The sequence below is a fragment of the Agathobaculum desmolans ATCC 43058 genome, from assembly GCF_000701665.1.
GTDB lineage: Bacteria > Bacillota > Clostridia > Oscillospirales > Butyricicoccaceae > Agathobaculum > Agathobaculum desmolans.
In genome coordinates, this window is record NZ_JNJN01000062.1 from 1 (window position 1) to 11,812 (window position 11,812).

Annotated in this window: 10 protein-coding genes and 2 pseudogenes; 10 read left to right on the forward strand and 2 right to left on the reverse strand. The window is 45.0% G+C overall.

The genetic code is table 11. The features are described from left to right. Window positions 1–591: 591 nt before the first annotated feature. The 3 genes and pseudogenes from T363_RS0112630 (at window position 592) to T363_RS0112640 (ending at window position 3,151) form a co-directional block, all read left to right on the forward strand. Window positions 592–2,412: a reverse transcriptase/maturase family protein gene (locus T363_RS0112630; RefSeq protein WP_031475749.1), complete on the forward strand. Its 1,821-nt coding sequence runs from the start codon at window positions 592–594 to the stop codon at window positions 2,410–2,412. 107 nt (window positions 2,413–2,519) lie between these two features. Then, window positions 2,520–2,675: pseudogene (locus T363_RS15745) on the forward strand (TraM recognition domain-containing protein); the annotation flags it as partial. 98 nt (window positions 2,676–2,773) lie between these two features. Continuing rightward, complete coding sequence (locus T363_RS0112640) at window positions 2,774–3,151, forward strand: TnpV protein (RefSeq protein ID WP_031476390.1); 378 nt, start codon at window positions 2,774–2,776, stop codon at window positions 3,149–3,151. 4 nt (window positions 3,152–3,155) lie between these two features. Here T363_RS0112640 and T363_RS0112645 read toward each other — a convergent pair whose 3' ends face one another. Beyond that, window positions 3,156–4,205: a hypothetical protein gene (locus T363_RS0112645; protein ID WP_031476392.1), complete on the reverse strand. Its 1,050-nt coding sequence runs from the start codon at window positions 4,203–4,205 to the stop codon at window positions 3,156–3,158. 328 nt (window positions 4,206–4,533) lie between these two features. On the opposite strand from T363_RS0112645, the gene T363_RS0112650 reads away from it, so the two are divergent. The 7 genes from T363_RS0112650 to T363_RS0112680 all read left to right on the forward strand — a co-directional run bounded on the left by T363_RS0112650 (window position 4,534) and on the right by T363_RS0112680 (window position 11,413). Then, window positions 4,534–4,767, forward strand: a complete 234-nt coding sequence (locus T363_RS0112650) for a helix-turn-helix domain-containing protein (RefSeq protein ID WP_031476394.1) — start codon at window positions 4,534–4,536, stop codon at window positions 4,765–4,767. A 2-nt stretch (window positions 4,768–4,769) separates the two neighbouring features. After that, window positions 4,770–5,063: a hypothetical protein gene (locus tag T363_RS0112655; RefSeq protein ID WP_031476396.1), complete on the forward strand. Its 294-nt coding sequence runs from the start codon at window positions 4,770–4,772 to the stop codon at window positions 5,061–5,063. Next, entirely contained in the window at window positions 5,047–5,352 is a 306-nt protein-coding gene (locus tag T363_RS0112660; RefSeq protein WP_031476398.1) for a hypothetical protein, read from the forward strand. Before T363_RS0112655 ends, T363_RS0112660 begins: the two co-directional genes overlap by 17 nt. 151 nt (window positions 5,353–5,503) lie before the next feature. Continuing rightward, complete coding sequence (locus T363_RS0112665) at window positions 5,504–6,112, forward strand: recombinase family protein (protein ID WP_031476400.1); 609 nt, start codon at window positions 5,504–5,506, stop codon at window positions 6,110–6,112. Between the two features lie 217 nt (window positions 6,113–6,329). Continuing rightward, window positions 6,330–6,989 carry a hypothetical protein gene (locus tag T363_RS0112670; RefSeq protein WP_031476402.1) on the forward strand — a complete coding sequence of 220 codons (660 nt, stop codon included), beginning with the start codon at window positions 6,330–6,332 and terminating at the stop codon, window positions 6,987–6,989. Continuing rightward, a complete protein-coding gene (locus tag T363_RS0112675) occupies window positions 6,982–8,532 on the forward strand; it encodes an Eco57I restriction-modification methylase domain-containing protein (protein WP_031476404.1) in 1,551 nt (516 codons plus the stop codon). Before T363_RS0112670 ends, T363_RS0112675 begins: the two co-directional genes overlap by 8 nt. After that, window positions 8,516–11,413: a GIY-YIG nuclease family protein gene (locus T363_RS0112680; RefSeq protein WP_207640631.1), complete on the forward strand. Its 2,898-nt coding sequence runs from the start codon at window positions 8,516–8,518 to the stop codon at window positions 11,411–11,413. Before T363_RS0112675 ends, T363_RS0112680 begins: the two co-directional genes overlap by 17 nt. A gap of 130 nt (window positions 11,414–11,543) precedes the next feature. Here T363_RS0112680 and T363_RS16130 read toward each other — a convergent pair. After that, window positions 11,544–11,812 (reverse strand): annotated as a pseudogene (locus tag T363_RS16130) (hypothetical protein); the annotation flags it as partial.

Consider the following 11,812-nt stretch of genomic DNA (forward strand, 5'->3'; position numbering starts at 1 on the left):
GGCAACTGCGTGCGCCCAGAAGTCGCCAGCGCAATATAAATTGGCGACGTGGTACTTACAGGATACCGCCTTTAGCAAGCGGTAGGTAAAAGTATCAGGTGATGAAAAATCACAACCTATTATTCTACAACTTATCCGAGAGGGGAAACCCGAAGGGGAGTGTAGCATGTTGTTGTTCCAGTTGGAACGTAAATAGGAAAGGCGCTAATCCTATGCGTCAGAACATTTAAGAATAAAAATCAGTGTATGAGGTACAAAGCTAAACTGCCTAAACGATAGCCAGAGTGGGGGAACCCGTGCCCCGCATACGAAAAGGATTGAAACGTATGCTTTTCATGTTGGTTTCATTTCGCAGTTATGAAAGCAAGCGATACTCATGAAAGAGCAACCGCAAGACAGCGGATAAATGGCGAAAGTCGGTGCCGACAACACTGAATGCTAATCCTGTATTTACTAACTGGGGATGACCTAAACCTGGTAACAGGCATGGTCACACAGCTCCCATAGTAGTCCGAGACGTTAATGACGTTCACATGGCGAAGGGGAGCAGCTTATCAGAAAATACTAAAATGAAGGAAGGTGCGAGAGGCATTGAGAAATCCAACTGAGGTATTGAAAAATTTGATGGAAAAGTCAAAGAATGAAACTTACAGATTTCAGAGATTATACAGAAATCTGTACAATCCGGAGTTTTATTGGCTTGCGTATAAAAATATCTACGCAAATGATGGCAGTATGACTGCCGGAGCTGATGGAACAACGATTGATGGCATGGGTAACGAGAGAATTGAGAGGATTATTTTATCCTTAAAAGACCGAAGTTACCAACCTAAGCCTGCAAGAAGAGAATATATTGCAAAGAAAAACAGCAGTAAAAAACGTCCTCTGGGTATTCAGTCGGGGGATGATAAACTCGTGCAGGAAGTCGTTAAGATGATTTTGGAGAGTATTTATGAGCCTGTGTTCAGTAATAAATCACATGGGTTCAGACCAAACAGAAGCTGTCAGACAGCACTGAAACAGATACAGAACACCTTTACTGGTGCGAACTGGTTTGTGGAAGGAGATATACACGCTTGTTTTGACAGTTTCGACCACCATGTAGTTATCGACCTCTTGAAAAAGAGGATTGATGACGAAGCGTTTATCCAGCTTATATGGAAATTCCTAAAAGCAGGATATATGGAACAATGGACATTCAACAGAACCTATAGCGGAGTGCCGCAGGGGTCGGGAGTCAGTCCAGTGCTGGCAAATATTTACCTTCATGAATTGGACAAATTTATGGAAAATTATGCAGAAAACTTCAATACAGAAGCCAAGAAGAAACATTTTTCTACTGCATATAAGTCCAGTGTCGGTAAGGCATACAGATATAGGAAAAAGGGCAGAGAGATATGGGATAGTCTGTCTGATGAAGAAAAGAAAATCAGATGCAAAAATCTTAAGGAACTGGAAATGATTGAAAAATCTACAACACCGTACGTCTATAACGACAGTAATTATAAAAGGGTGCAGTATACGAGATATGCGGATGATTTTATCATCGGGGTTATTGGTAGCAAAGCAGACGCAGAAGCTATCAAGAAAGACGTGAAAATATTCCTGCAAAAAGCATTGAAATTAGAAATGTCAGACACTAAGACAAAGGTTACGCACACTGGAAACAGAGCAAGATTTCTAGGTTACGACATTACGGTATCAAGAGCGCAGACGCTACAGAAGGCTTCTAACGGAAGGGTTCAGAGATGTCAGACAGGAGTTGTTAAACTGTATGTTCCACGCGAAAAATGGGTAGGTAAGTTAATTGAATACAAAGCAATGAAAATCAAAATCAACGAAAACGGAAAAGAGAGATTTGTAGCCCTTCATAGGGGAAAACTGGTAAACCAGAGCGATATTGAAATTCTCGCAAGATACAATGCAGAAGTCCGTGGACTATATAATTATTACTCCATAGCGAATGACTCCTTTAAAATAGGGAGATTTGCCAATGTAATGAAATACAGCATGTATAAAACATTTGCGTGCAAGTATAAGACGAATGTTCATGAGATTAAGCGGAGATATTGCAGAAACGAATTATTTACAGTTGCGTATGAAACAAGGCAGGGAATGAAAACAACAACATTCTACAGGGATGGTTATAAACGGAAGGAATGTGCTACAAAGTTTGATAATGTAAGCGAGCTTCCGCAGTTTTCAAAATATGCCAAAACTAACACTCTCAAACAGAGAGTGGAACGTCATACTTGTGAATTATGCCAAAAAGACTGTAGAAATCTGGTAATACACCAAGTTAAGAAACTCAAAGATTTAAAGGGAAATACAGAGTGGGTATTACTCATGCGAAAAAGGAGACGGAAAACACTCGTGGTATGCCCCGAATGCCATAATTTAATTCATTCGTAACACCGCAAATGATAAGCGGAAAGCCGTATACATCGAGAGGTGTACGTGCGGTTTGGGAGGGAGTGGATGCAAGTCCTTTTCGAAGGATGAGCTGAAGCTTACCTCATGACACCACCCTTTTCTTAGGCGGCAAGGAGAAAACCACCCTCAAAGAAATGTCGGAAATCTTGGGGAAAGAAACCATTGACAGCTTCAACACTTCCGAGAACCGGGGGCGTGAGGTATCACATGGGCTGAACTATCAGAAGTTAGGCAAGGATATGCCATACTTGTTGGTGAAGAGTTCAGCTGCCTTGAATTTGACATGAACAGGGACACGATCAGCTGGATTCGGAGAAAAATCGAATACAGGAGGTCGCTTATGGAACACTTACCGAAGAAAACCTGTCAAAACGGCATCAGCTATACGCTGGTCGGTGATTACTACATTCCAGACTTGCAGTTACCGGAAGAAAACCGCTCCATTGGAATCTGGGGGCGGATGCACAAAGCCTATCTGGAGTTGTACCACCCAGCCAGGTATAATGACCTAATTTTGTCTGGCAAACTATGGACATATCTGGCAGATCTGAATGAGCAGGCACAGAACCGGCTGGATTGTATCATTGCCCAGATGCAAGAAGTCGAGGGAATCACGGAGGAACTGAAAGCCAGTGACCAAATGGCATGGGTCAGGGCAATGAACAGCATTCGTAACCGGGCAGAAGAAATTATTCGGTCTGAAATGATTTACTGCTGAAATGTCAATTTTCCTGTTCAGCCAGTTCCACAATGATATTGCTCTGCTGGAGCAGCCAGTCCGAAAATTCCTTTGGACTGGCTGTTTTCTTTTTCACAGCCTGTTTCCGCTGCAAGGCTTCTTTTTTGAAAGATTCAAAAGCAGCCAGCATTTCTTCCAAACGGTCGGCAGGAAAGCCGGGGGTTTTCTTTGCCTTATTGATTTTGTTTCGCCAGTTCTGGCATTCGTTTTTGTAGAGCAGATCATAATTGTTTTCTCTGGCTCGTTCATCAAACTCACGCTTGTTCTGGAGAGATTGCTTTTTACGACACTTATCACTGCAAAGCTCATATCTCTGGCTTTTGGCAAGGAATACTTTCCCGCAAATTTTGCATTTCCGGAAATAAAGTCCCCAATCGTTCAAGCGGTTCAGATAATAGATAATCAGCGGATACAGGGATGAATAAGCAGAAACACATTCCATATTTCGTTTGCTGTCCGGATACCAGAGGTCAAGCCGGGTATCTTCCTGCGGTACAGAACCATAAATATGTGTAGAAATATTCAGGCGCTTTGGTTTTCCTGAATCCTCATCAAAGTCAAGGGGTGGATTTCCCATAAACAAGGCTGTGAAGCCGTTCATTTTTCCAATAAAACGCTCGCAGGCAGCTTCCCGATTTCGTGGTTCTCTTGCCTTTAAATATTCGTTCCAGATACGAAGTGCCACATACATTCTCACCGGATCACCGGTGAGATATTTTTTTGCCAGAAAACCACCGGAAGCCTGTTCCAGTCCTGGCTGCTTCCAACGGTTAGAGTGCAACGCTTCTCTCAATGGCATCAGACCAAAACGGTTCCATTCGCCATCAGGATCATGCTCAAAGGCTGAAAGCATAGCTCCCAAAGGGCGTGTAACATCACACAGCACCTCTGCATCGGCATATCCTTGTAAACGAAACCGGATTTGCAGTTCTTCTCCAATCAAAATGCGCTCTTTCATTTTCTGTCTGTCCAGCGTCAGTACCAGCAGAATACGGTCATAAAGCGGTTCGTGCCGCACAAATTCAAAGTCCATGCAATTCCCTCCCATTCATTTATGGTAATTTTATAATCTGATTACATCTGTTACACTAATGGTACTGCGAATCTATTGTTTTGTCAAGGTTATAGCGATATGATGACATCAGATGGTAATTTCATTACATCGTGTACCTTGACAACTAAATGACCGTCTGAACTGAGATAAACCGCCATGACCTCTCCTGAAACGGAGGGCGAGCGCATCGAGAAATCGGTGACTCATGTATGTCGAGCAGGGCAGCATGAAGGAAACGAGACAGGTAGAACGGCAAATATGTGAAAAATGAAATATCAATCAATTCAAATAAAGGAGGAACACCGATATGAAAGAAAAAACAAAATGGAACGACTATGACGCTCTGCCCCTGATTTTGGATGTTATGGATATTCAGCATATCATGGGGATTTCCAGAGCCAGTGCCTATGAGCTGGTACACACACCGGGGTTTCCAGCAGTGCGCAGCGGCAGACTGATTAAGATCAGCAAGAAAGCCTTCTTCAACTGGCTGGATAGCGGTGGCACTCCGCACGAGAACGAAAAAGAAAGGACGGCGTAACCATGAAATTGAGTATTCAAGAAAAGAAAATTCTTTATGCCTTTGCCTGTCCCAATCACCACAACACCGTGACAAGGCTCAAATGGCTGACCGCATTGACTGTTGATCCAAAAGCAAAACGCTGGATGCTGGGACTTGCCAGAAAGATGGAAAATGAGGTTGAGGAACACTGGTATCCTTGCTTTTATCAGCGGCTCCGCATGGAGATGGCAAAGTATTACGAGACAAAGAAGTATCTGCGGATGGTAGAGAAAAGCACTGACTATGAGGAGGATCTGTATGACGAAGCTGTCTAAGTATGAGAAAGAAACCATTATCAACTGGAACGAAGCAGAAAACACCGCCAGCATTTACACGTTCAATGCCGATCTGAAGCGCAGACTGGCAGAGTTCAGCCGAAAGTATCCCCAGCTGTGCCGGTTGGAGCGTAGCACCACCGAGGGCAGTGTAACCTATGTGATGGACAAGTCCCGGCTGTCTGTCCGCTTTGTCCCGCCGTACAGCGAAGAACGGCTGGCAGCTGCCAGAGAGTACGCTAAACAACATGGTTTTCAGGTTTTGCGTACAGAAAAGGAAAGCGCCTGATTACAGGGCAAATGACTGCAAAATGCCGGGTCTGCACCCGGCATTTTCACAGTCTGTTTATTCAGGGGTATCAAGTATCCAGTACCATAGAAGATGAAAAATGTCCGATTTGGGAGCTATTTCCCCGGTCGGGAGAAAGGAGGGAAAAACAATGGGTAATTTATATGGCTATATCCGTGTCAGCACCAGAGAACAGAATGAGGACAGGCAGATTCTTGCCCTGAAAGAGCTATCTATCCCGGCTAAAAATCTGTTTATCGATAAGCAGTCCGGCAAGGATTTTGAACGCCCGCAGTACCGGAAAATGGTACGGAAACTAAAAAAAGACGATCTGCTCTATATCAAGAGCATCGACCGTCTGGGGCGTAACTATTCTGAAATTCTGGAGCAGTGGCGGATTTTGACCAAGGAAAAAGGGATTGATATTGTGGTGCTGGATATGCCCTTGCTGGACACACGCCGGGGCAAAGACCTGATGGGCACATTCCTCAGTGATATTGTGCTGCAAGTGTTGTCCTTTGTGGCAGAAAATGAACGCAGTAATATCCGGCAGCGTCAGGCAGAAGGAATTGCCGCTGCCAAAGCAAGAGGTGTCCGCTTTGGCAGACCCCCAGCGCCTTTACCAGAGAACTTCCATCATCTATATCAACAATGGAAGAACGGCAAAATCACAGGCACAGCTGCTGCAAAGCTGTGCGGGATGCCGCTTTCCACCTTCCGCTATCGTGCGGAGATTTACGAAAAAGCCAAGTTGTTGTAAGCAGGTGTTTTTACAGGAATGTGTACCTTTCTGTAAAATGCCTGCTTTTTAGCTATAAGAAAATGATACCACAGAACACCGGCTTTTTCCATACAAAATCTGTGAACAAAAGCCCTTTTGCCACTTCTCAAACACCGGAAAACGCACCTGCGAAAAAGTACACCATCTTGTAGGTGGCTGCCTTTCTGTGAGTGCGAGGATATAGAGGTGTAAGGAAATGGCAGAACAACAGGTAAAGTCAAGGCAGCGTGTGGCGGATCACGGCGAGGTATTTACTGCCGAGCGTGAAGTAAAAGCCATGTGCGACCTTGTAAAGCAAGAAACAGAGAGGATTGAAAGTCGATTTTTAGAGCCAGCTTGCGGAAACGGGAATTTCCTTGCGGAAGTCCTCAGCAGGAAGCTGACTGTTGTAAAAAACCGTTATGGAAAAAGCCCTTTTGACTATGAACGGTACTCGGTACTGGCAATGACCAGCCTGTACGGAGTTGACATTTTGGAGGATAACGCAGAGGAATGCCGCCAACGGCTATTTGACATCTGGGACAAGGAATATACCGCCAATGCCAAATCCCAGGCAAATGAACAGTGCCGGGAAGCGGTACGGTTTATCCTGCGCAAAAACATTCTGTGCGGAGATGCGCTCACTATGCTCCAGGCAGACGGTTCCCCCATTGTTTTTGCAGAGTGGAGCCTTGTTACAGGCAATCAGATGAAGCGCCGTGATTTTGCACTCGATGAGCTTCTGAACGGACACGAGGAGCAGATGAATATTTTCATGATCGGCTGGGAGTATGACGAGGAAGTTCAGGCATTTATCCCATCGCCCATCAAGGAATATCCGCTGACCGATTACAGGAGGGTGCAGGATTATGAGTGATTTTTACAGCAATATGTATAACCCGGATGTCCTCACCTGTCTGGCGAATCTGTCCAACGATGAGGTATTCACGCCGCCGGAGGTGGCAAACCGGATGCTGGATATGCTGCCGGAAGAACTGTGGCATGACAGCAGAGCAACATTTCTCGACCCAGCCTGTAAGTCTGGGGTGTTCCTGCGGGAAATTGCCAAACGCCTGATTGAGGGATTGAAAGAGGAAATCCCGGATTTACAGGAACGAATTGACCACATTTTTCACAAGCAGCTGTATGGTATCGCAATCACTGAACTGACCAGCCTTCTCTCCCGGAGAAGTGTGTATTGCTCCAAGTATCCCAACAGCAAGTATTCCATCACGCTTTTTGAGGACACCAGCGGCAATATTCGGTACAAGCGGATACCACATCGCTGGCAGAACGGCAAGTGCCTGTTCTGCAGTGCGTCCAAGAGCGAATACGAGCGAGGGGACGAACTGGAAACCCACGCTTATGAGTGGATACATACGACCAAACCGGAGGAGATATTCAAGATGAAATTTGATGTAATAATTGGTAATCCGCCTTATCAAATGAATGATGGAGGTAGCGGTACAGGTATCAGTGCAAAACCGGTATACCATTTGTTTGTAGAGCAAGCAAAAAAATTAAAGCCACGTTATCTTACTATGATAATTCCATCACGTTGGTTTGCAGGAGGAAAAGGTTTAGATGAATTTAGAGAATCAATGCTTCATGATAGGCATATAAAAAGCATCTCTGATTTTATGTCATCAAAAGATTGTTTTCCAGGTGTTAATATTGCGGGTGGAGTCAATTACTTTTTATGGGATAGAGATTATACTGGAGATTGTATTATTAAGAATTGTTCAAATGATAATCAGGAAATTGTTGCTACACGTCCACTGAATGAGTTTGGTGTGTTTATTCGTGATAATAGAGCAATCAATATCATTCATAAATTTATCGAAAGCGGAGATGAAAGTTTATCTAACCACACATTTACAAGAAATCCGTTTGGGTTTGTTTCAAAAGAAAGAGGAGAATCATCCCCGATTAAAGGCTGTGAGAATGTAAAACTAATTAGTTCTGGCGGCATAGGATATATCAGACGCCAAGCAGTAGAAAAAAATATTCAAGAGATTGATAAATATAAAGTTACTATTGGAAAAATTGTACCAAGTAATGGAGAAGTGGATACTGATCCTCGAAACGGATATAAAGTGACCACTTCAAGCAGGATATTATATCCTGGTGAAATTCATACGGAATCATACCTTTTGCTTCATGCGTTTGATACGTTGGAACAAGCTGAAAATTTTGCTTCGTTTATGGCTCTAAAATTTCCACGTTTTATGATGAAGCACACTCTAAGTTCCATGAATATATCTACGCAAAATTTTCAATTTGTGCCATTTTTAGATTATTCTAAGCAATGGAGTGATAGTGAACTATATTCTCGCTATAAATTGGCACCAGAAGAAATAAGCTATATTGAAGCATTGATTCGACCAATGGAGTTAGGCGGTGATGACGATGGCAACTGATTTCTTTCCCCAACGCCCCAATGCACACCCGATGATTTACGCCTATGAGGACACCAATCCGCAGTATCAAGGGCTTCTGAAAGTGGGTTATACTGCCATTGATGTGGACAAGCGTGTTGCCCAGCAGTATCCCACCAAACGACCGGATGGTAGTATTCCCTATCGCATTGTATACCGGGAAAGTGCCATGTATCCGGACGGTTCCTCGTTTACCGACCATGATGTTCACCGAGTTTTGAAACGCAAGAAAATAACTGGCATGGGCGGTGAATGGTTTCGCTGTACCGTGGATGACGTACGAGCGGCGGTGCTGGCAGTCAGAAACCATACTGCCAATGTGGAGAACCGGGTCAACAGCTTCTCCATGCGTCCGGAACAGCAGGAAGCTGTTGACAAAACCGCCGCTTATTTTCAAAGTGCTTATGCAGAGGATTCTACACGCTACCCCAAGTTTTTGTGGAACTGTAAAATGCGCTTTGGCAAAACCTTTGCGTCCTATCAGCTTGCAAAACGGATGGGATTTAAGCGAATTCTGATTCTGACCTTCAAGCCTGCTGTGGTCAGTGCATGGCAGGAGGACTTGAACAGCCACATTGATTTTGAGGGCTGGCAGTTTATCAGCCGGAACACAGAACTGACCTATGAAACGGCGGACAAGTCCCGTCCCATCGTTTGCTTTGGCTCTTTTCAGGACTATCTGGGAGTAAATAAGGAAACCGGCGGCATCAAGGCAAAAAATGAGTGGGTACATTCCACTAACTGGGATTTGGTTATCTTTGATGAGTACCACTTCGGAGCATGGAAGGAAAACGCCAAAAAGCTGTTTGAGCAGGAGGACGAGGACAGCTACGACAGTGAGGATATGGATAAATATGACCGTGGCAACGCCTACGATGAAACGTTCCTCCCCATCACAACCATGTATTATCTTTATCTGTCCGGTACGCCGTTTCGGGCGCTGAATTCCGGTGAATTTATCGAGGATCAGATTTACAACTGGACATACTCGGATGAACAGAGAGCAAAGGAAAACTGGCAGGGTGACGGAAATCCCTATGCAGCACTGCCCCGCATGGTAATGATGACCTATCGTATCCCGGACAGTATTCGTCAGATTGCCATGCAGGGAGAGTTCAACGAGTTTGACCTGAATGTCTTTTTCTCTGCCAAAGGCAAAGGTGCGGAGGCTCGCTTTGTCTATGAAAATGAGGTGCAGAAGTGGCTGGATCTGATTCGGGGTGCTTATCTGGAAACCAGTGTGGATGATTTGAAACTGGGAGCCAAAAAGCCTGCCATGCCGTATGCCGATGTACGCCTGCTGAATGTCTTGCAGCATACGCTCTGGTTTCTCCCCAATGTGGCTTCCTGCTATGCGATGAAAAATCTGCTGATGCAGAAGCAGAATACTTTCTATCATGATTACACCATCAATGTTTGTGCAGGTACGGGCGCTGGAATTGGTGCAGCGGCTCTGGAGCCGGTACAAAAATCCATGCGTGACCCGCTGGAAAGCAAGACAATTACGCTCTCCTGCGGCAAACTGACAACAGGTGTTACGGTAAAACCGTGGACAGGCATTTTTATGCTGCGGAATCTGTCCAGTCCGGAAACCTATTTTCAAGCAGCCTTCCGGGTGCAAAGTCCGTGGGAGATCACGACCGATGGCGGAAAAAAAGAAATTGTCAAGCAGGAATGTTATGTATTTGACTTTGCTCTCGACCGGGCACTCAAGCAGATCTCCGATTACAGCTGCCGCCTAAACATTGATGAAGGCAATCCGGAAAAGAAAGTGGCAGAGTTTATCAATTTCCTTCCGGTCATCGCCTATGACGGCAGCACCATGCGGCAGATTGATGCAGGCGAGGTACTGGACATCGCTATGGCAGGTACATCTGCCACCCTGCTTGCCAAACGCTGGGAAAGTGCGTTGCTTGTCAATGTGGACAACGATACCCTTTCTCGATTGATGGCAAATCCGGCGGCGATGGATGCTCTGATGAAAATTGAAGGCTTCCGCAGTTTGAACGAGGATATAAAGACCATTATTAACAAGTCCGAAGCCGTAAAAAAGGCAAAGAAAGAGGGGACAGAAAAACTTACTTCCAAAGAGAAAAAGGAGCTGAGCGAAGAAGAAAAAGAGTATAAATCCAAACGCAAACAGATTCAGGAGAAGCTGATTAAGTTCGCCACCCGTATTCCGGTTTTCATGTATCTGACTGATTACCGGGAGCGCTGTTTGAAGGATGTTATTACACAACTGGAACCGGGGCTTTTTAAGAAAGTAACGGGTCTGGATGTCAAAGATTTTGAGTTGCTGGTATCTCTCGGGGTGTTCAATGATTCGCTGATGAATGATGCCGTTTACAAGTTCAAGAGATACGAAGATGCCAGCTTGAGCTACACGGGTATTGACCGGCATGAAGGTGAAAACCGTGGCGGTTGGGATACGGTTATCTCGGATGCTGACTATAACAGTATGTTTGCACTGCAACAGGCTTCGATGGAAGCACCGATCCCTTCAGCAGATGATTTGCCGGAAAAACCGTTTCTGGATTTTGCAGAAGCTGTCAGGGATATTGATCAGCCCAAAAAGGAAAAGCAGTATTCACAGAAGGTTGCAGAAAGATCGGCTGTGTATGGGCGGCACTTGGAAAAGCCACGCTATACTCCACCAGTGCCAAAACCGGCAGAACCTGCACCACACAAGCAGGTGGATTTGTCCCGTGTTGTGGTTGGCGGTCAGCTTCGGCATAAAGCATTCGGCATGGGAAAGGTCAAAGAAATCCAAGGAGGTTTGATTGTTGTAGTGTTTGGAGGGACGGAGAAAAAGTTTCAGTTCCCCGGTGCGTTGCTGCAAGGCTTCCTAAGTTTGCCGGAATGATTCCGAACAGCAGTACACGATAAAATTTATTGAAAGAACCGATGTGTTTTTCGTAAAAGAGAAGTAAGCGTCAAATAGAAATTCAGAAAAGCACAAGGGTGGAGTTTTGCCTCCACCCTTGTGTGCTGTTTCAGGTATGTACTTTTTTACGGCTGTCAGGATAAACGACTTTGGCTTTCTTGTAACCTCTCCAACCTAAGTGCTGGCCGCAGCGGTCACAGTAGGCCACGAACTCGCGTTCCAGCGTTATGCCACATCTGGGGCAGACATAATAGGCATGACCATTCGGGAATACCATCACTTCCTTAACAAGGAGCTCCATGCGGTACTCAGCAAAGCGCATAAGCAGTTGCCATAGAAACGATGGAGAAAAGGATATCTCAGACGATGCGTTGTGCG

Excerpts from the sequence above, each read along its gene's own strand:
- T363_RS0112665 (WP_031476400.1), top strand. The coding sequence starts at position 5,504 with ATGGGTAATTTATATGGCTATATCCGTGTCAGCACCAGAGAACAGAAT.
- T363_RS0112655 (WP_031476396.1), top strand. The coding sequence starts at position 4,770 with ATGAAATTGAGTATTCAAGAAAAGAAAATTCTTTATGCCTTTGCCTGT.
- T363_RS0112645 (WP_031476392.1), bottom strand. The coding sequence starts at position 4,205 with ATGGACTTTGAATTTGTGCGGCACGAACCGCTTTATGACCGTATTCTG.
- T363_RS0112650 (WP_031476394.1), top strand. The coding sequence starts at position 4,534 with ATGAAAGAAAAAACAAAATGGAACGACTATGACGCTCTGCCCCTGATT.
- T363_RS0112660 (WP_031476398.1), top strand. The coding sequence starts at position 5,047 with ATGACGAAGCTGTCTAAGTATGAGAAAGAAACCATTATCAACTGGAAC.
- T363_RS0112680 (WP_207640631.1), top strand. The coding sequence starts at position 8,516 with ATGACGATGGCAACTGATTTCTTTCCCCAACGCCCCAATGCACACCCG.
- T363_RS0112670 (WP_031476402.1), top strand. The coding sequence starts at position 6,330 with ATGGCAGAACAACAGGTAAAGTCAAGGCAGCGTGTGGCGGATCACGGC.
- T363_RS0112640 (WP_031476390.1), top strand. The coding sequence starts at position 2,774 with ATGGAACACTTACCGAAGAAAACCTGTCAAAACGGCATCAGCTATACG.
- T363_RS0112675 (WP_031476404.1), top strand. The coding sequence starts at position 6,982 with ATGAGTGATTTTTACAGCAATATGTATAACCCGGATGTCCTCACCTGT.